Here is an 18,742-nt window from a genome sequence, read left to right on the forward strand (position 1 = left end):
ATGCCCCGAAGAAAACTCGAGGAATACCGGGACAAACGCGCTTCCGAGCGCACGCCGGAGCCCTTCGGCGGCGCGCCCGGGACGGGGGTCGGCGTGTTCGTCGTCCAGTTGCACGCGGCGACGCGCCGGCACTACGACCTCCGCCTGGAAATCGGGGGCGTCCTCGTTTCGTGGGCCGTCCCCAGGGGCATCTCCCCCGATCCGGCGGACAAGAAGCTCGCGATGCACGTCGAGGACCACCCGATCGAGTACATCGAGTTCGAGGGCGTGATTCCGAAGGGCGAGTACGGCGGCGGCGAGATGATCGTGTGGGACATCGGCCGCTGCATCATGCTCGAAGATCCGGAGGAGGGACTGGAGGCGGGCAAGCTCCTGTTCGAGCTTCGGGGCCACAAGCTCAGGGGCGTATGGACGCTGGTGCGGCTGGCGAAGGGGGAGACCGGCCGGGAATGGCTCCTCATCCGCGAGCGGCGCGGCGGACACCCGATCCTGGAGGACGGATCGCTCCCCGAAACGTCCATCCTGTCCGGCCTCACGGTCGAGGAGATGGCCGAGCGCGAGCGCGGTTGGTATCCCGGAGAGAATCTGACCGCGGCCCTCGAGCGGGCCGGCGCGCCGGAGCGGCCGGTCGATCCCGCCGACGTGCGGTTCATGCTCGCCCAACCCCGGGAGGAAGCGTTCGACGATCCCGCCTGGCACTTCGAGCTGAAGCTCGACGGCTACCGCATGCTGGCCTCGGCCGTCGACGGAGCGGCCAGCCTCCTGACCCGGAACGGGCACGACGCGCTCCCCACCTTCCCGGACATCGCTCGCGCCCTCCGCAAGCTCCCCTTCCGGCGCGTGGTGCTGGATGGGGAGGTCGTCGTTCACGACGCCGCGGGATACCCCAGCTTCCGGCGCCTGCAGAAGCGGGCCAGACTCTCGCGCCCACTGGATGTGCGGCACGCCTCGTTCGACGCGCCGGCCAGCTTCTACGCCTTCGACCTGCTCGCCTTCGACGACCGCGATCTACGCGATCTCCCGCTCTCCGAGCGGCGCACCCTCCTGCGCGGCGTGGTACCCGAGGCGGGCCCGATCCGGCTCAGCGAACACTTCGAGGAGTGCGGGAAGGCCCTCTTCCGGCAGGTGCAGGAGATGGGACTCGAGGGGATCATGGCCAAGCGCGCCGACTCCCGGTACACCGGCGGCCGGGCTCCCGACTGGCGGAAGATCCACGCCGCGCGCGAGGCCCGTTTCGTCATCGTCGGCTTCACGAGTCCCGCCGGCTCGCGGACGGGCTTCGGCGCGCTCCACCTCGGCGCGTACGGCCCCGCCGGCGTCGCATCCCCCGCCAACCCCGCATCGGGCACCGCCGCGGACGACGACGGCCTCGCCCTCCATTACATCGGTCGCGTGGGAACGGGCTTCGACGACGAGACGCTGGCGAAACTCCGGACCCGGCTCGACGCGCTGGAGGCGGCCGGACCCGCATTCGCGACGCCGGCCCCCGCCGGAGACGATCACAACTGGGTCGAACCCGAACTCGTGGCGGAGGTCCGTTACAAGGAAATCACCGAGGGCGGCCTGCTGCGGCATGCCGTCTTCCTCGGCGTCCTGCCGACCCCGGAGGAGGAATCCGGGGACGAGGATCGCGAATACGTGGTTCCCACCGACTGTCGGCTGCCCCGGGATCCGCGCGCGGCGCTGGCCGATCCCGTGCGCGTGGACACGTCGCCCCCGCCCGTGGAGGAGTTGCAACTCTCGAACCTCGACAAGGTCTTCTGGCCGGACGAGGGATACACGAAGGGCGACCTGATCGCGTACTACCGGGACATCGCCCCGTGGCTGCTGAAGTTCCTCGAGGACCGGCCTCTGGTGCTCACCCGCTATCCGGACGGGATCGGCGGGAAGTCCTTCTTTCAGAAGAACGCGCCGGGGTTCCAGCCCGAGTGGGTGCGCACGGAGGCGATCTGGAGCCGCGGCTCCGAGCGCGACATCCACTATTTCATCGCCGACGACCCGGCGGTGCTCGTGTACATCGCGAACCTCGGCGCGATTCCGCTCCACGCGTGGGCGAGCCGCGTCGGGAGCCTGGACCGCCCCGACTGGTGCCTCCTCGACCTCGACCCCAAGCACAAGCGCGACGGCGAGGAGGTGTACGCCCCGTTCCGGGACGTGATCGACGTGGCGCGCGCGATCGGCGCGCTGTGCGAGGAGATCGGACTCCCCAGCTATCCCAAGACGAGCGGCTCGTCGGGGATCCACGTGATGATTCCGCTCGGCGGACAGCTCGACTACGAACAGTCGCGCACCCTCGCGCAACTGCTCGCGACGGCGGTGGTGGCGGAGATCCCCGACCGGGCCACGATCGTCCGGAACCCCTCGCGGCGCGAAGGCAGGGTCTACATCGACTACGTGCAAAACGGGCGCGGGCGGCTCGTCGTGGCGCCGTATTCCGTGCGGTCGCGCGCGGGCGCCACCGTGTCCGCGCCGCTGCGCTGGACGGAAGTGAAGGAGGGACTCTCGATGGAAGACTTCACGATCCGAACGATGCCGGAGCGCGCCCGGTCGCTGGACCCCGACCCGCTTCTCCGCGTGCTGTCGGAGGAACCCGATCTCATGGCCGCGCTCGACGCGCTGCAGCGGAGGATCGGCGGATGAGCGCGCAGGGCAGCCGGGCGAGCGCCGCTGAGGGCCGCGCGCACCGGTCGCCCGGGCGGCTGGCCGGGATTCCGGGGTTCGACATCGACGGGGTGGCGCGGGCGGCGGAGAGCGATCCCCGCATCCTCCGGCTCGAAAACCTCGACACCGACCTGAGGCCCCCCGCGGCGGCCGTGGCCGCCACCCGCGCCGCGCTCGAATCGCCGGCCGCCAACAGCTATCTGCCCTTCACGGGCCGGGCCGGCCTGCGCGCGGCGGCCGCCCGGCACGTCGGCCGGCTCTCCGGGCGGGACTACGACCCGGACCGGGAGTGCGTGATCACCGCGGGCGGCACGGAGGGCCTGCTCAACGCCCTGCTCGCCACGGTGGACCCGGGCGACGAAGTCGTCGTCACCGACCCCACGTACGCCGGCATGCTCCAGCGCGTGCGGCTGGCGGGTGCGCGCCCCCGGCTCGCGCCCTGGGTCTTCGATCCCGCGCGGGGCTGGCGCCTCGACCTCGACGCCCTCGCCGCGCGCGTCCGCGACCGGACCCGGGCGCTTTTCATCATGAACCCGTCGATGCCGTCCGGCGGCGTGCTCGACGCCGGCGACTGGGCCGTCGTGGCGGAACTGTGCGAGCGTCACGACCTGTGGCTCATCTACAACGCGGCGATGGAACGCATCCTCTACGACGGCCGCCCCTACCTGCACCCCGCCGGCCTCCCGGGCATGCGGGAACGCACGCTCACGGTCGGCTCGGTCTCCAAGGAGCACCGCATGATCGGCTGGCGCACGGGCTGGATCGTCGGGCCGGCCGCCGCCATGGCGGATGTCGCCAAGGTCGGGATCTACAACGTCGTGACGGGCGTCGGGATCGGGCAGCCCGGCGCGCTGGCGGCGCTGACCGCCGCGGACGAAGCGGAGGACGTGGCGGCTTGCGTACGACGCTGGGAGCGGCGCCGCCACGCGGTACTCGACGCGCTCCGCGACTACCCGGTCCGCCCCGCCGCGGGCGGCTGGTCGCTCCTCGTCGACACCCGCCCCCTCGGCCTCACCGCCCGCGAACTCTCCGCGCGACTCCTCACCCAGGCCGCCGTCGCCGCCACCCCCATGGACGCCTGGGGCGGCCCCGACGCCCGGCACCAACTCCGCCTCGTCTTCAGCAACGAACCCAGCATGCGGCTCCAAATCCTCGGAGACCGCCTCTCCAAGGTCCTGTAGCTCGGGCGGAACCCGTGCTCGACAAAAGTCAGTTAGTTCGATATGTTTCTGACACTTTTGCGACCCTCATCACCGGCCGGAACCCGAACGGATGCGACAAATGTCAAGCCTGCCACGTCAAATCGCCGAATACGCGGCCACACTCCCCGAGGGAGCACCCATTTGCCCGGGCTCACTGCTCCATCTCGGGAACCGGGCGGCCGTCGACCAGGCGTTGTCGCGCCTCGCCCGGCGGGGACAGTTGATGCGGATCTTTCGAGGCGTGTACGTGCGTCCAGTGGTAACCCGGTTCGGCATATTGGCGCCCTCGGTCGAAAAGGTCGTCGCGGCGCTAGCCGCCCTCTGGGGGGAAACCATCGTCCCTTGCACGGGCGCTGCAGCCAACGTTCTCGGCCTCACTACCCAGGTGCCGGTTCGACTCGTATACCTCACTTCCGGGCCGAGTCGCACGCTCCGGCTTCAGGCGCTCGTCATCCAACTTCGGCATGCACCGCGGTGGCAACTCGTCGCTCCGGGGCGGCCGGCGGGCCTCGCCGTCCGCGCCATGGCGTGGCTGGGTCGCACGGAGGCGGCGCGAGGCCTCGACGTCATCGCTCGTCGACTTTCGCCGGCAGATCTGGCCGAACTGGCGGAGGCACGCCCCATTCTGCCGTCCTGGATCGCTACTCCGGTGAGCAACCTGCTGGCTCGTGGGTGACGTTCCCTATCGGACCCTCTCGCGGTCCGACCGAGCCAAGGCGCTCAGGGCCGCCTCGATTCGCGGCGGACGGCCCGTTCACCTGCTGGAGAAGGACGTTTGGGTCGTTCAGGTCCTATCGGTGCTGTTCGGTGCGCCGTTCGGGCGCCATCTGACCTTCAAGGGAGGGACGTCGCTGGCAAAGGCGTATCGTGTGATTCGACGGTTCTCCGAAGATATCGACGTCACATACGACATCCGGCAGTTGGTTCCCGACTTGGTGGCCGATGCCGACGAGGAGGCGTTACCCCCCACCCGCAGTCAGGAGCAGCGCTGGACGAAGGCCATTCGCACCCGACTGGCGGAATGGGCGGCGGATGATGCTCTGCCTACGATCCGCGATGCGCTGGCGCGGAGGAAATACTCCGCCCGCGTTCGCTCCGATGGGGACCGGATCCATGTAAGTTATGAACCGCTCTTCGCCGACGGCGGTTTTGTCCGGCCGGAAGTGCTGGTGGAGTTCGGAGCCCGCGCGACGGGCGAACCGCGTCGAGAGCGGGTCATCGAGTGCGACGCCGCCGAATTCTTGCCCGACGTTCGCCTCCCTTCGGCGCAACCCTCCGTGATGTTGGCCGAGCGTACCTTCTGGGAGAAGGCCACGGCGATACATGTCTTCTGCCGCCGGCTCCGACAGCGGGGGACGCGCCTCTCCAGACACTGGCACGACCTGGTGCGGCTGGACGACGCCGGCTACGCCGAGAAAGCGTTGGCGGATCGGGCACTGGCTGGTTCCGTGGCTCGCCACAAGTCGCTTTTCTTCAGGGAACGGGATACCTCGGGGGGATGGATCGACTACGAAGCCGCGGTTTCGGGCGGGCTTCAACTATGCCCGGACGGTCCCTTCAGGGAAGCTCTCGCCGCCGACTATGAACAGATGATGGGCAGCGGCATGCTGTTCGATGATGAGGAAGCGTTCGAGGAGATCATCAACCGATGCGCCGATATCGAGGAAAGGGCGAATCGCTGCTAGTCGTCGAGACGGAGAGCGAGGAGGTTGGGCCAGAGTTTGCCGGTGACGAGGAAGACGCCCGTCTCGGGAACGTACGCGATGCCGTTGAGCACCGCTTCCGGGTCTCCGGGCTTGCCGGCGCTGAGCGGGATGCTCGACAGGTCGATTTCGCCGAGGACCTCGCCGGTGGCCTTGTCGATTCGGACGATGATATCCGTCTGGTAGACGTTGGCGTAGATCCAGTCGCCTACGCACTCCAGTTCGTTCAGCCGACGCTGCGGAGACCCGTCGCGCGTGACCTCCACCGTCTCCGTGACCGCGAACGTCTGTGGGTCCCGACGTTCGAGCGCGCTCGACCCATCGGACATCCAGAGGGCCTCGCCATCGTAGCAGAGCCCCCAGCCTTCGCCCTCGTAGGCGTACTCGCGGAGCACCTCGAACGTCTCTGCATCGTAGACGAAGGCCCGGCCGGACTTCCACGTGAGCTGCACGAGTTCCGAGTCCACCCGGGCGAGGCCTTCGCCGAAGAGCGCGGAGTCGACCGCGACGCTCGCCAGGACTTCGCCCGTCGGCACGTCGACCCGTCGCACGCTCGATTCCCCGTAGCGACCGGTGCTCTCGAGGAGCGCTCCGTCGTGAAAGAGGAGCCCCTGCGTGTACGCGGCCGGATCGTGCGGGAACGTTCCCAGGACCTCGTACCCGATAGCCGGCACCGTCGAGGACGTGCAGCCGGTCAGAGCGCAAAGGGCGAGCGTCCACAGGCCGGAGGAACCGGATCGCCGCGTCGGCCGCGGCGTCACTTGTCGGATCGTCACGGCATCAGATGAGATCGAGGACCGTTTCCACGGCTCGGCGACCCTCGGCGGACGCGCCGGTCCAGTTCTGGTGCCCGCGCAGTTCGGAATGTCCGATCGCGACGCGGCCGAAGGGCTCGCGAATCACATCCGGCGGGGCCGGGGCCCCGTCGCGCCCGAAGAAGAAGCCGGGTCCGGGCGCCACGTAGGCGTGCCCCCAGCGGTTGAGCACGAGGCCGGCGATATCCCCCGCCGGATCGAAGCCGCCCTCGGCGAAGAGTTCGACCATCTGCGCGCGCAGCCGTCGCTCGTACTCCGCGAAGGACGCGCTCAGCATCTCCGTGCGACCCGCCATCCCCTGCTCCGCCGGCGAGGTCCCCGGCGACTCGAAGGTGATGTAGAAGGTCAGCATCGTCGGGTGATCCGGGGCGTGGACCGGCCGGTAGTCCCCCGCGTACATGGGTCGCCGGATGTTGCACGAGAAGCCGAGATCGCCCTCGTAGAAGCAGCCGGCGATCCCCAGGCGGTCGAGGAAGCGCCAGTTCCGGAGCGCCACGTTCGCGACGAGGATCGGCCCGTGGCGGAAGCTCTCATAGGCGGCGCGATGTCCGTCCGGCAGGTCGGCCGCAATGTAGCGGTTCATCCAGCCCCCGCTCGCGAGCACGACCCCGTCCGCCTCGACGGAGTGCGCCCGCCCCTCGTGCACGTAGGTCACGCGCGCGCGGCCATCGCCGGCCCCTGCGTGGCGCACGTCGATCGCGGTACACCCCAGCCGCAGCCGCACGGGCTGATCCGGCCGGTCGAGGGCGCCGAAGTCGATTGCCCCGTTGAGCACGTCCCCCAGCGTCCGTTCGCCCGCGATCCCGTCCGGCACGACGTCCTTCACGAAGTAGCGGGCGATCCCCGCGTTCCCGCCCGGGAAGGAGTGGAAGGTCATGCCGTCGTAGCGCGACGGCAGCCCGAACCCGGGCAGGTCGAAGTGCATCCCCCACCAGGCCGAGATCGCGTCGCACCCGAGTCCGATAATGCTGGCGAGGATCGGGTCCACGTACGCCGTCACCTCGGGCGGCAGGCCGAGCACGTCCTCGTAGTAGGCCTTGAGCGTCATGCCGTCGAGCCACGGCCCGGGATTGTCCGGCCCCCCGGGCGCGTCCCGAGGCACGTGGTCCGTGACGCGCGCGTTCCGCCAACGTTCGAAGCCCTCCCGCACCTCCGGCGTCCACGGCGCGCGGGACATGTCCCCGAAGAGACCGTTGACCCAGGCGCGCGAGCCGCCGGACCAGCCGGGACGCCCACCGCCGCGCGTCCCGCCAAAATAGTGCCCGATGGAGAACTGGTCCTGCACCCAGTGCATGAAGCCGTAGTTCTCGAGCGGCGCCTTCACCTGCCCCGCGTCCGGCGCGTACTCGAACTCGCGCGGGATGCCCAGCGTGGTGAAGTAGTCGTCCGGCTCTCCGGTGGGCGGGCGGATGCCGAAGTCGTTGGACCCCTGCGGCCCGGCCAGGCGCACGCCGTCCACCATCATGTCGTTTCGTTTCGCCTCGCCGCCGAACACGGGGTGGTTCTCGATGACGAGACAGCGTCCGGAAGGTCGATGCCGCTTGAAGTGGTGCGCGGCGGAGAGGCCCGCGAGGCCGCCGCCCACGATCACGACGTCGAAGCGTTCTCCGGTGTCCGTGACCTCCCCTCCCGGAACCCGCCCATCGCGGACCCAGTGCGCGTCACGGACGACCTCCGGCGTATTCCCGTGCGAGGGCGCATAGTCCCCCACGCCGCCGGGACCGTACCAGTCCGGCCCGAGCGCGTCGGACCACGGATCCGAAGCCATCCCCGGGACCGCGCCGGCGCTCGCGCCCTCCGAGCCGCCCGGCCCGCACCCGAGGAGCGCAGAACCCGCGATCCCGGTCCCCGCCAACTGGACGAAGTCGCGGCGCGTGATCTCCCGGTCCAGTCCGAGTTCCCTGTCCGACCTGCGGATCCTGCCGCGGCTCATCGCGTCCTCACTGCGTCGTCGTCCCGCCCGGCCGGTAGCGCTCGAACCAGGCGAGGATGTGCTGCACCTTGCTGATGAGGCCGCTCGGACGCGCGCCGATGCTGTGGTTCGCCTCGGGAATCCGCACGAGCACCGACGGCACCTTCCGGATCTTCAGCGCCTGGTAGAACTGCTCCGACTCCGACATCGGCGTCCGCCAGTCGACCTCGCCCGTGATGAGCATCGTCGGCGTCGTCACGTTCGCGATGTGGTGGACCGGCGAGCGCTCCATGTAGTGCTCGAGGTTGTCCCAGGGCGCGCCCGGGAACCAGTAGTTGAGGCCGCCGCTCCCGCCCATGTCCGCGGTCAGAACCCAGCTGTACCAGTTGATGACGGGCTTCTGCGACGCGGCCGCGGCGAAGCGGTCCGTGTGCGTCACGATCCAGGCCGTGAGCACCCCGCCTCCGGACCCTCCGGTGACGAAGAGCTGATCCTCATCGATGTACCCGCGCGAAATCACTTCATCGACGCCCGACATCAGGTCATCGAAATCGTAGCTCGGGTAGGCGTGGTGGATCTCGTTGCCGAAATCCTCGCCGTAGCTCGTGCTGCCGCGCGGGTTCGTGTAGAGGACGACGTACCCCGCCGTCGCAAAGAGCTGGACTTCGGCGCTGAAGCGGTCGCCGTAGTTCGCAAATGGACCACCGTGGATCTCGAGCAGGAGCGGATATTTGCGGCTCGGGTCGAAGTCCGGCGGCTTCACGATCCAGCCCTGGATGTCCAGCCCGTCGTGCGAGGACTTGTACCAGACCTCCTCCGTCTCCCCGATCGCCTTCTGCGCGAAGAGGTCCTCGTTCAGATGCGTAAGGCGCTGCCAGTCGCCGCCGCGATTCGTCACGGCGAGGTCCGAGGGGTGGTCCGGCGTCCCGTAGGTGAAGGCGAAACGGTCGTTCCCGGAGGTGGAGAAGGTGCCGCCTCCGTAGGGACGGCCGATCGACAGACCCTGAACGCTGGAGACGATATCCGTCACGGTCCCATCGAGATCGACGTGGGCCAGCCGCGTGTTCCCTTCGGTGTCGTACTGGAAGAAGAGCCCCGCCCCATCGCTCGCCCAGTGCAGGTTCCCGATCGAGCGGTCGAGGTCGTCGGCGATGAGGCGTGAGCCGGACCCGTCCCGGCTCATCACGTAGAGCTTCGACACCTGGTGTCCGAGGTAACGGTCGTCGTAGCCCGTGTAAGCGATCATGCCGCCGTCGGGCGACACCGCCGGACTCGAGTCGGGTCCGCGCCGGTCGGTCAGTTGCCGCACCGCGCCGTCGGCCACGGAGAACTCGAAGATCTCGGAGTCCCGCACGTACTCCCAGTCGTCGCGCCGGGTGGCCGAGATCAGCAGGTGCTGAGAATCGGGCGTCCACTCGGGCGTCCCGCCGTGGTTGTAGGGGCCGTGCGTGACCTGGCGCGGCGTCCCCCCCTCCGCGGGAAGGACGAAGACGTGGGAGTATCCGACCGGCAGGAAGCCCTGGCTGTCCGACCGGTAATAGAGGCGCTCGTACGTCGTGGCGGGGGGCGCCCACGTCGCGCCTTCCGGCTTCGCGGGCATCTGCGCGAAGGGCGGCGGCGTGTCCGGGACGAACATGCTGAAGGCGATCGTGCTTCCGTCGGGCGACCAGGAGAGCCCGCCCGGGCCTCGGTCCAGTTGCGTGAGCAGGGCCGTCTGCCCGGTGTCCATCCAGCGCAGGTAGAGCTGCGCCTTCCCGTGTTCGTCGCTCGCGACGTAGAGGAGCCGGGTGCCGTCCGGCGACCAGCGCGGAGACGAGAAGTTCCTCTGTCCGGTGAGGAGCGGGCGGTGGTTGGAACCGTCGTAGTCGACGATCCACAGGTTGCTTCGCTGACGGTCCGTCATGATGTCCATCGAGGACCGCACATAGACGACCCGGGAACCGTCTGGCGAGATCCTGGGGTCGCCGGCGATTTCGAGTTCAAAGACGTCCGCCGGGCCAAAGTGGTCCGGATCCCGGTCCTGACCGGCAAGCGGCGCGGCGGGAGCGACGATGGCGAGCGTGAGCGCGGCGGTGGTCACCCGGAAGGCGACCGGCGAGCTGACGACCCTGTGTTCTCGTGACGACGTCATGATTCCTCCTGGACTGCATTCGATCCCTGCGGGACGTCCCGTGGCAGTCAAGGTAGCGCCTTTCCCGCCGCCGGATAGGTTGCGCGGCATGAACCAACGCGAGTTTTCGGTGCCGGAAACGATCCGCTGGGCCCCCGGGGGCCGGAGCGCGCTCATCCTCGACCAGACGCTCCTTCCCGGCGTCCATGAGGAGAAGGAACTCTCGACCCTCGACGACTTCATCGAGGCGATCGTCAGCCTGCGCGTGCGGGGGGCGCCGCTCATCGGGATCACCGCCGCGATCGGTCTCGCGGCTCTGGCGCGCCGGTCCGCCGCCGAAGGGGTCTCGGCGGACGGGTTGCGGGACCGGTTCGCCGGCTGGGCCGAGCGGCTCGCGGACGCCCGGCCCACGGCGGTCAACCTCGTCTGGGCGGTCCGCCGACTGAGGGACCGGCTGGAGACGGCCACCGGCGACGCGGGAGAACTGGCCGCGGCACTGGCGGCGGAGGCCGACGCCATCCACGAGGAGGATCGTCGCATGTGCCGCGCGATCGGCCAGCACGCGGCGCCGCTGCTCGCGGGCGGCGAGTCGGTGATCACCCACTGCAACGCGGGGTCGCTCGCGACGGGCGGCATCGGGACGGCCCTCGCCCCGGTCTATGTCGCGGCCGAGGCCGGTCGCCGGGTCCGAGTCTTCGCCGACGAGACCCGCCCGCTCCTCCAGGGGAGCCGTCTCACAGCCTGGGAGCTTTCCCGTGCCGGGATCGAAGTCACCGTGCTGGCCGACAACATGGCCGGGTCGCTCTTCACCACGGACCCGCCGGACATCGCCTTCGTGGGCTCCGACCGCATCGCGGCCAACGGCGACGTGGCGAACAAGATCGGCACCTACCCGCTGGCCGTGCTCGCCCACCGCCACGGCGTTCCGTTCTACGTTCTCGCACCGACTTCCACCGTCGACCTCGGCTCCCCCACCGGCAGGGACATCCCGATCGAGCACCGCGACCCGGATGAGGTCCGCCGCGGCTTCGGCCCCCTCCTCGCCCCCGAGGAGGCCGGCGTGTACAGCCCGGCCTTCGACATCACGCCACGCGAACTCGTGACCGGCATCGTCACCGAACGCGGCATCCACCGCCCGCCCTACACCGATTCCCTCGCCGCCGCCGTCCACGCCGCCGAAGCGGAGCGACGGCACCCGGGAACCTAGTCGGCCCTTCCCGCCGGAGTCCGCCGAAAGCGGCGCGAACCCGCTTGCCGATCACGGCGCGAGGCTGCTGCCGCTATCCGCCGTGGCCCAGAATGGGGAGATAGGCTTTCCAGGGCCCTACCTCGTCCTCGAACTGGTGCGCGACGACCCGCACGATCTGGGCGATGTGGTTCAGGTCGTGGACGGCCCAGGTGGCGAGGAGTTGCCGCAGCGTGACTTCGCCCAGCTCCGGGTGAAGTCCCCCCGCGTCCAGATCGACCGCGCCTTCCACCACTTCCCGTAGCGCTGCGAGGCCGGTCTCGCGCAGGGTCTCGAACTCGGTGAGCAGTTCATCGAGCGAGCGGCCCTGGGTTCGCTCGATGTGCGCGAACCGATCGAACGGCGGGAACGCCCGGTCGCGTCCGTGTTCGAGGATCCAGCGCGCCCGCGGAATCCAGTCGTCGATCTCGCCCTGGATGAGATGTCCGAGCACGCTGAAGGGGCTGAACGTCCCTTCGCCCTCGTCCGCGTGCAGGAGATCCTCCGGCAGATCCTCGAGCAGCACTCGCACGGTGCCGGGCGTGCGGGCGAGGAGCGTGAGGATGTCCTCGGCCAGTGCCTCGTCCTCGATGATCGTTTCGTTTGTCGTTTCTTCCGTCACCCGGACGCCTCCGGTCGCGGTACGTGGAACCCGTCGCGGACCGGCGCGGAAGACCGGCCGCCGACGGGGGCGGATCGCGGCTCGAAACGGAACCGTCGACGGCCGCCTTTGCAACGGAACTCCGGAACCGCATCCTCCTTCGATCCGAAACCCCGCTCCGCGCGGGGCTGGCCGCCCGTGGCAAACAAGGCGAGATCTTCCGGCGTGAGCGACACGACACCTCCCCAGCACCCATCCCGAGCACCGGGCTCCAGCCGGTTCGTGGAGCGGCTGCGCGGGGACACGCCGACGATGACGGTGGAACTTCGGCCGCCGCGAAGCGGACTCACGCGCGGCGGCGCGATGGACATGTGGATCGACCTCTCGCATGCCATCCGGGGCCTCGCGGCGCGCGACGCCTTTCTCATGCTCACGGACAGCGCCGTGGGCGAGGAGGAGGAGGAGAACCTCCAGCACCTGACGGCCAACCTCGCGAACGAGGTCGACCCCTGGCGGGTGGTCCCCTTCCTGACCTGCCTCCACCCGCTCGACTACTGCCTGCGCTATGTCGACCGCGCACGAGCCCGCGGCGTCGAGAGTGTCACGGTGACGGGCGGAGACAAGGTGCGGGGGGCCGAGCGCTGCGTTCCCCACGGTTATCGGCTCCGGCAGAAGTTCCGTGAGCGGACGCGGAGCCTGTCCCTCGGCGGCTGGGTCAATCTCCACCGTCCCATCGCCGAACAGATCGACTTCGCCACGGACCCGGAGTACGAGGCGGACTACTACCTCACGCAGGTGGTCTCCCACCACGACCTGGGGCGGGCGGAGCGCTGGCTGGAAGGCGTCGGGCGCGCGGGCCTCGGGATCCCCGGCTCGTTCGGCGTCTTCTACTACCGTAACGGCCGGCGGACGGTGTTGGAACGACTGTCCCGTTTCTTCCCCGTACCCGTCGACGCGGTGGCTTCGGCCTTCGAGTCCGGAGTCACGCCGGAGCGGCACTGCGCGGAGACGATCGTCGCCCTCCGGCGTCTCGGGGCCGCGCACGCCTACCTTTGCAACCTCGCCCCGCACCGCGCCGCCACCCAGTTCGACCGCATCATGGCCGAGGTCGCGGCCCTCGAGCCCGGCGCGCGTTGATTACGTCGCTGCGGGCACGTGACGTTCCCGCGGGAACGTCCCAACCCGACTATTCGGTTGCGTCGAACCGGTTCAGCTTGCCGGACCAGTCGAGAATGCGCCGGTCGGCTGTGAGCAATTCATGCCCCTCCAGAGCCGTGGCAACGATGAGCCGGTCGGCCGGGTCGCCGTGCAAGCCCGGGAGCCGCCCCGCCCGCACGCCTATCAGTCCGCTGACCGGGATTTCGACGAGTCCCTGCGCGAGGAGATCGCGACGCAGGGCCTCCGGTTCCATGAGAAGGTCAAGCCGCCCGCTGTGGACGCGCATCGCGATCTCCCAGAAGGATATGGCTGAGATCGCCGCCCGCCTCCGGGGTAGCGCCCGCTCGATCATCCGCCGGGCGCGCCGCCCGAGCCGACGGTCGCCGCGCCCGTGCCACAGCAGGACGTGTGTGTCGAGCAGGATCAAAACAGATCCTCGTCGGCGTCGTCTCCGTCATCCCACCACTCTCTAGGCATGGGGCCCACGATATCGCCACGGATCCGGATCACGTCGCGATACAGTCCGAATAGCGTCTCCGGTCTCTCCGCACAGGGCACGAGCTTCGACACGGGGCGGCCGTTCTTCGTGATCACGATTTCCTCGCCGGTCTCGGCGACTTCATCCATGAGCTTCAGACACTTTGCCTTGAACTCCGATGCCTTGATCGTCCGCGGGACGCCTGCGGGCCGTTCGTGGTCTGATTCCATCCGTCCGCTCCGAGTCTGTCCGATAGCCTCAACGCACCGTCAATAGAACCATGGTCATGACCATGGTCAAATTATCCTCGAGCCCGAGCCCAGGCCGGTGCGCGAGCCGATGCCCGCGACGGCATGGGCGACGGCACAGCGGTTGGGCGAAGTGAGGTGTTACCCGACTGTCGGTGCGGTACACGTACGCTTGCGACACGGACACGCTGTTGGTACGGGTACGCTTGCTGCCTCGGTTACAACCCCAGCACGAGGACGATCCGAAGATGTTCACTCGACGCGACTGGCTCCGCTCCACCGCCGCCGCGGGCGCGGCACTCTCCCTCAACCCCCGCATCCTGCGCGCGTTCGCGGGACAGGAGATGATCACGCGACCCATCCCCTCCACCGGGGAGGAACTTCCGATCGTCGGCCTCGGGAGTTCGGCAACCTTTCAGCGCGTGGCGCTCAGCGACGACCACACCCAGATCGAAGGCGTCATGCAGGCGCTGGTGGACGGCGGCGGCTCGGTGTTCGACACCGCACCCAGCTACGGACGCGGGGCGTCCGAGAGGGCGGCGGGAGACATCTGCCAGCGGCTCGGGATCTCCGACCGCATCTTCTGGGCGACGAAGGTGAACGTGGCCGGGCGGGGCGGGGGCTCCGCGGATCCGGACGCCGCTCGGGCCCAGATCGAGCGCTCGTTCGAGTACTTCGGCATCCCCGTCATCGACTGCATCCAGGTCCACAACCTGGGCGATCCGCCGGTGCAGGTGGGGATCCTCGAGGAGATGAAGGCGGCCGGGCGCGTCCGCTACATCGGGATCACCTCCACGAGCAAGCGGCAGTATCCCGCGCTCATTCAGTCCATGCAGGACTATCCCCTCGACTTCATCGGCATCGACTACGCGGTGGACAACGTGAGCGCGGCCGACGAGATCCTGCCGCTCGCGGCGGAACGGAACATCGGCGTGCTCGTCTACGTGCCGTTCGGGCGCACGCGGCTATGGTCGCGCGTGGGGGACCGCGAGGTGCCGGAGTGGGCGAGCGAGTTCGACGCCCATTCGTGGGCCCAGTTCTTCATCAAGTTCGCGGCCGCGCACCCCGCCGTGACCGTGGTGACGCCGGCCACGAGCCGCGCGGAGCACATGGTGGACAACCTGGGCGGTGGGATGGGACGACTCCCGGACGAGGACCAGCAGCAGCGCATGATCGAGTACGTGAGCCAGCTCCCCGAAGCCGGCTGAACAACCCGCTCAAAACGGCCCGAGCCTGAGCGGAGGCCCGGGAGGACGTTCCCGCGGGAACGCCTTCCCGGGCTTTCAGTCGCTTTGAGGCGTCTTCGGTCGTTTCAGGAGACGAGTTCGACCGATTCGTCCGCCGGATCCACCGGGGCGAGTCCCAGCCGCTCCAACTCCCGGTTCACGGCCGCCAGCTCCATGCGCCATACCTCGTCGAGGCGGGTCGTGTAGCCCTCGAGTTCGGCCACCATGATCTCGAACACCTCGTACATCCCGCTCCCGGGCCGGCCGTCGCCGCGCTCCGACATCGAGAGCAGGTTCGCGAGCCGGTTGTTCACCCGGATCGGGAAGTTCAGCGGATCCTGGTTGCTGCGGTTCCGCACCTGGTAGATATCGCCCTCCACCGCGGAAGCCGCCGTCCTAAGCGCCTCCGCGACCTCCGCGAGCGCGGCGTCGTCCGAGGCCTCGAGCCGGTCGTCGAGCTGTGACTTCACGCGCCGGATCGCGATCACCGACGAGTTGGCCTCGTCCACCCGCGCCCGGATCCGCATCCCGAACTCGAACTGCTCCTGCATGTCCTCGTCCGTCACGTCCTCGATCCAGGGGTGGCGGGCGATCTCGATCTGCGTCGTTTGCACCTCGCCGTCCGCCGTCAGGCGCACGGTGTACATCCCCGGCGGCACGGCGGGCGACATCGTGCGCACGCCCCACAGGATCATGCCGGGGAAGGTCGCGGCGGGCGCGGTGCGAAGATCCCACTGGAGCATGTTGAGCCCCGCCTCGGCCGGCATCGCGGGTCCGGCCCAGCGGTCGCGGGCCGGGGCCGGCGCCGCTTCGCCCTCCGCGGCCGTCGAGTCCCCTTCGGCGGCCGGGTCGGGGCGCTCGGCCGGCTCGTAGGTGCGCAGCACCGTCCCCGCCGCATCCAGAATCTCGAGCCGCGCCTCCTCCGGCGCCTCCCGGAACCACCACGAGAGCGTGGCGCCGTTGGCGGAGCGGTGCGCGGTGGCCGGATCGAACAGCGCGACCGCCTCCTCGGTCAGCCCGGGGCGCGCCTGCCGCAGCGGCGCCAGGTTGTCGAGCACCCAGAACCCGCGGCCGTGGCTCGCGATCGCCAGTTCGTTGTGCTCCACGATCACGTCCGACACCGGCAGGTCCGGGAACCCCGGGTTCAACTCCTGCCAGTTCGCGCCGTCGTCGTACGACACGTACATGCCGTGCTGCGTCCCGGCATACAGCATTTCCTCCCGGTTCGGGTCCTCGCGCACCGCGTGCACGTACGCCTCATCCCGGATCCCGTCCACGATCTTCGTCCAGCTCGCCCCGTAGTCGTCCGTCTTCCAGATGTAGGGGGAGCGGTCGTTCAGGAGCGGCTTCCGCACGGAGATGTACGCCCGGCCCGCATCGAACGCCGAGGCGTCGATCTGGCTGACGCGCCCGAAGTCCGGCATGTCCGGCGGCGTCACGTTCGTCCACGTCGCGCCGCCGTCGCGCGTTACGTGCACGAGGCCGTCGTCCGACCCCGCCCAGATCACGTCGATGTCCACCTTGCCCGGCCCGACCGAGAAGATGGTTGCGTAGACCTCGGGTCCGTTCATGTCCCCGGTGATCGGCCCGCCGGAATGTCCCAGCGTCATCGGATCGGCGCGCGTGAGGTCGCCGCTGATCGCCTCCCAGTCGTCGCCCCCGTTCGTCGTCTTCCAGAGCCGGTTCGACGACGCGTAGAGGACGTTCGGATCGAGGGAGGAGAAGATGATGGGGAACGTCCACTGCCAGCGCTCCACCATCTCGCTCGCCGGCTCGCCCGAGTAGAACCAGGGATAGGGGTTCACCTCGCGCGACGTGCCGAGACGGCGGTTGAAGCGGTCGATGTAGCGCCCGTTGTTCGTCCCCGAGAAGAAGATGTCGATATCCTTCGGGTCCGGCGCGATGTAGCCCGGCTCTCCGCCCCCGGCCCGGTACGCCACGTCCATCGAACCCTCGGTGATGCTCGCGGGCTGGCCGCCGCCGAACCCGGGCGCCTGGCCGAAGCCGAGCCGGTTCGCGTTCCAGGCGGAGGGCAGGCAGAGCGTCGAGTTGTCCTGCTGCGAGCCGCAGACGTGGAAGGGCACGTGGGCCGTCGTCACGCCGTGGTAGAACTGGGCGGTCGAGAACTCCTGGTCCGTCCAGTGCTGCCCCGTGTCGAAGCTGACCGCGCCGCCGCCGTCGTTCGCCACGACGAGGTGGGCGGGATCCTCCGGGCTGATCCAGAGGTCGTGGAAGTCCCCGTGCGTCCCGTTGTTGATGACCTCGTACGTCGCACCGCCGTCCGTCGAGCGGAAGAAAGAGGTGTTCTGCACGTACACGACGTCGGGATCGTGGTGGTCGGCAAAGACGTGCGTGTAGTAGAAGGCCCGCTGCCGGATGCGGCGCTCGTCGTTGATCAGTTCCCACGTGTCCCCGCCGTCGTCGCTGCTGAACAGCCCCCCGTCGGCGTGCTCGAACAGGGCGTACACGCGCTCCGAATCCGCGCTCGACACGGCCAGCCCGATCTTCCCCACGACCCCCGACTCCGGCATGCCCGGGTTCCGGGTAATCTCCGTCCAGGTGTCGCCCCCGTCGGTGCTCTTGAACATCCCGCTTCCGGGGCCGCCGGAGGACATCGTGTACTCCTTGCGGAAGGCCTCCCACAGCGCGACGTAGATCACGTCGGGGTTGTTGCGGTCGAGGGCGATGTCGACGGCGCCCGTGCGCTCATCGCGGAAGAGGATGCGCTCCCATGTGTCGCCGCCATCCGTGCTCCGGAAGAGGCCCCGCTCTTCGCTCGGCACGCTGTATTTTCCGAACGACGCGACATAGACGATGTTCGGATCCGTGGGATGGATCCGGATGTTTGCGATTGCGTCGGATTCGGAGAACCCGACGTGTTCCCACGTCTCGCCCGCGTCCCGGCTCCGGTACACGCCGTCCCCCGGCATGATGTTGCCGCGGATGCAGGTTTCCCCCATGCCGATGAAGATGAGGTCCGGCTCGGTCTCGGAGACGGCGACCGCCCCGACCGACGCCGACGTGATCTTGAAATCGGTGACCGGGAACCAGTTCTCGCCCCCGTCCGTCGTCTTCCACAATCCCCCGCCGGTCGCCCCGAAGTAGCCCTCCAGCGGCCGCCCCACGACGCCGCTCGTGGCGATCGAACGCCCGCCCCGGTCGGGACCGAGATTCCGCCATCGGTATCCCGCCAGAAACGCGGAATCCAGCGTGACCGCCCCGGGGGCGACTTCCTGCGCCGCGAGCGGGCGCGAGTGGCCGGGACCGGCGAACGGTACGAACAGGGAGAATGCCAGCAGTGAAGCGAAGAGACGCGGGATGCGGTTCATGGCGTGGCTCCGGGCGTAGTCGACGATGACGGCTGATCGTCCGCCGAAGATACACAGCTGGAAGGACAGCGGAA

At 69.2% G+C, this 18,742-nt stretch carries 14 protein-coding genes; 7 read left to right on the forward strand and 7 right to left on the reverse strand.

The annotated features are described in order from the left end of the window. The 4 genes from ligD (at position 1) to RN729_RS10920 (ending at position 5,548) form a co-directional block, all read left to right on the forward strand. Positions 1-2,640 (forward strand): DNA ligase D, encoded by a 2,640-nt coding sequence (gene ligD, locus RN729_RS10910; RefSeq protein WP_310784697.1) that lies wholly within the window; start codon positions 1-3, stop codon positions 2,638-2,640. Then, positions 2,637-3,842: a pyridoxal phosphate-dependent aminotransferase gene (locus tag RN729_RS10915; RefSeq protein WP_310784699.1), complete on the forward strand. Its 1,206-nt coding sequence runs from the start codon at positions 2,637-2,639 to the stop codon at positions 3,840-3,842. Before ligD ends, RN729_RS10915 begins: the two co-directional genes overlap by 4 nt. A 100-nt stretch (positions 3,843-3,942) precedes the next feature. After that, positions 3,943-4,539, forward strand: a complete 597-nt coding sequence (locus RN729_RS14000) for a DUF6088 family protein (RefSeq protein WP_343218921.1) — start codon at positions 3,943-3,945, stop codon at positions 4,537-4,539. Then, positions 4,532-5,548, forward strand: a complete 1,017-nt coding sequence (locus RN729_RS10920) for a nucleotidyl transferase AbiEii/AbiGii toxin family protein (RefSeq protein ID WP_310784700.1) — start codon at positions 4,532-4,534, stop codon at positions 5,546-5,548. Before RN729_RS14000 ends, RN729_RS10920 begins: the two co-directional genes overlap by 8 nt. Here RN729_RS10920 and RN729_RS10925 read toward each other — a convergent pair. From RN729_RS10925 to RN729_RS10935, 3 genes are read right to left on the reverse strand one after another with little or no spacing between them, the layout of a single operon-like run. After that, complete coding sequence (locus RN729_RS10925; RefSeq protein WP_310784702.1) at positions 5,545-6,342, reverse strand: glutaminyl-peptide cyclotransferase; 798 nt, start codon at positions 6,340-6,342, stop codon at positions 5,545-5,547. The two genes, RN729_RS10920 and RN729_RS10925, sit on opposite strands and share 4 nt — an antisense overlap. 4 nt (positions 6,343-6,346) lie before the next feature. Further along, positions 6,347-8,314, reverse strand: a complete 1,968-nt coding sequence (locus tag RN729_RS10930) for an NAD(P)/FAD-dependent oxidoreductase (protein ID WP_310784704.1) — start codon at positions 8,312-8,314, stop codon at positions 6,347-6,349. Between the two features lie 7 nt (positions 8,315-8,321). Continuing rightward, positions 8,322-10,424, reverse strand: a complete 2,103-nt coding sequence (locus RN729_RS10935; RefSeq protein ID WP_310784706.1) for a S9 family peptidase — start codon at positions 10,422-10,424, stop codon at positions 8,322-8,324. A gap of 88 nt (positions 10,425-10,512) precedes the next feature. Between RN729_RS10935 and mtnA the strand changes: the two genes are divergently transcribed. Then, a complete protein-coding gene (gene mtnA / locus RN729_RS10940) occupies positions 10,513-11,610 on the forward strand; it encodes an S-methyl-5-thioribose-1-phosphate isomerase (RefSeq protein WP_310784708.1) in 1,098 nt (365 codons plus the stop codon). Between the two features lie 73 nt (positions 11,611-11,683). On the opposite strand, the gene RN729_RS10945 is transcribed toward mtnA, so the two are convergent. Further along, positions 11,684-12,250, reverse strand: a complete 567-nt coding sequence (locus tag RN729_RS10945) for a DinB family protein (RefSeq protein WP_310784710.1) — start codon at positions 12,248-12,250, stop codon at positions 11,684-11,686. A gap of 204 nt (positions 12,251-12,454) precedes the next feature. Here RN729_RS10945 and RN729_RS10950 point away from each other — a divergent pair, with 204 nt between their 5' ends. Continuing rightward, on the forward strand, positions 12,455-13,366 hold the full coding sequence (locus tag RN729_RS10950; RefSeq protein ID WP_310784712.1) for a hypothetical protein: 912 nt from the start codon (positions 12,455-12,457) through the stop codon (positions 13,364-13,366). A 49-nt stretch (positions 13,367-13,415) separates the two neighbouring features. Here the strand turns inward: RN729_RS10950 and RN729_RS10955 are convergent, their stop codons facing one another. Together RN729_RS10955 and RN729_RS10960 are read right to left on the reverse strand one after the other, a co-directional pair. Further along, on the reverse strand, positions 13,416-13,814 hold the full coding sequence (locus RN729_RS10955; RefSeq protein ID WP_310784713.1) for a type II toxin-antitoxin system VapC family toxin: 399 nt from the start codon (positions 13,812-13,814) through the stop codon (positions 13,416-13,418). After that, positions 13,811-14,095 (reverse strand): type II toxin-antitoxin system Phd/YefM family antitoxin, encoded by a 285-nt coding sequence (locus RN729_RS10960; protein ID WP_310784715.1) that lies wholly within the window; start codon positions 14,093-14,095, stop codon positions 13,811-13,813. The genes RN729_RS10955 and RN729_RS10960 overlap by 4 nt, the downstream gene beginning before the upstream one ends. A gap of 266 nt (positions 14,096-14,361) precedes the next feature. Between RN729_RS10960 and RN729_RS10965 the strand changes: the two genes are divergently transcribed. After that, positions 14,362-15,321, forward strand: a complete 960-nt coding sequence (locus RN729_RS10965) for an aldo/keto reductase (RefSeq protein WP_310784717.1) — start codon at positions 14,362-14,364, stop codon at positions 15,319-15,321. 104 nt (positions 15,322-15,425) lie between these two features. Here RN729_RS10965 and RN729_RS10970 read toward each other — a convergent pair whose 3' ends face one another. Beyond that, positions 15,426-18,668 carry a hypothetical protein gene (locus RN729_RS10970; protein ID WP_310784719.1) on the reverse strand — a complete coding sequence of 1,081 codons (3,243 nt, stop codon included), beginning with the start codon at positions 18,666-18,668 and terminating at the stop codon, positions 15,426-15,428. Between the last annotated feature and the right edge of the window lie 74 nt (positions 18,669-18,742).

Source organism: Candidatus Palauibacter polyketidifaciens (assembly GCF_947581785.1).
Classification (GTDB): domain Bacteria; phylum Gemmatimonadota; class Gemmatimonadetes; order Palauibacterales; family Palauibacteraceae; genus Palauibacter; species Palauibacter polyketidifaciens.

Coding starts and splice junctions, on each gene's coding strand:
- ligD (WP_310784697.1), top strand. CDS start 1: ATGCCCCGAAGAAAACTCGAGGAATACCGGGACAAACGCGCTTCCGAG.
- RN729_RS10915 (WP_310784699.1), top strand. CDS start 2,637: ATGAGCGCGCAGGGCAGCCGGGCGAGCGCCGCTGAGGGCCGCGCGCAC.
- RN729_RS14000 (WP_343218921.1), top strand. CDS start 3,943: ATGTCAAGCCTGCCACGTCAAATCGCCGAATACGCGGCCACACTCCCC.
- RN729_RS10930 (WP_310784704.1), bottom strand. CDS start 8,314: ATGAGCCGCGGCAGGATCCGCAGGTCGGACAGGGAACTCGGACTGGAC.
- RN729_RS10935 (WP_310784706.1), bottom strand. CDS start 10,424: ATGACGTCGTCACGAGAACACAGGGTCGTCAGCTCGCCGGTCGCCTTC.
- mtnA (WP_310784708.1), top strand. CDS start 10,513: ATGAACCAACGCGAGTTTTCGGTGCCGGAAACGATCCGCTGGGCCCCC.
- RN729_RS10960 (WP_310784715.1), bottom strand. CDS start 14,095: ATGGAATCAGACCACGAACGGCCCGCAGGCGTCCCGCGGACGATCAAG.
- RN729_RS10965 (WP_310784717.1), top strand. CDS start 14,362: ATGTTCACTCGACGCGACTGGCTCCGCTCCACCGCCGCCGCGGGCGCG.
- RN729_RS10970 (WP_310784719.1), bottom strand. CDS start 18,668: ATGAACCGCATCCCGCGTCTCTTCGCTTCACTGCTGGCATTCTCCCTG.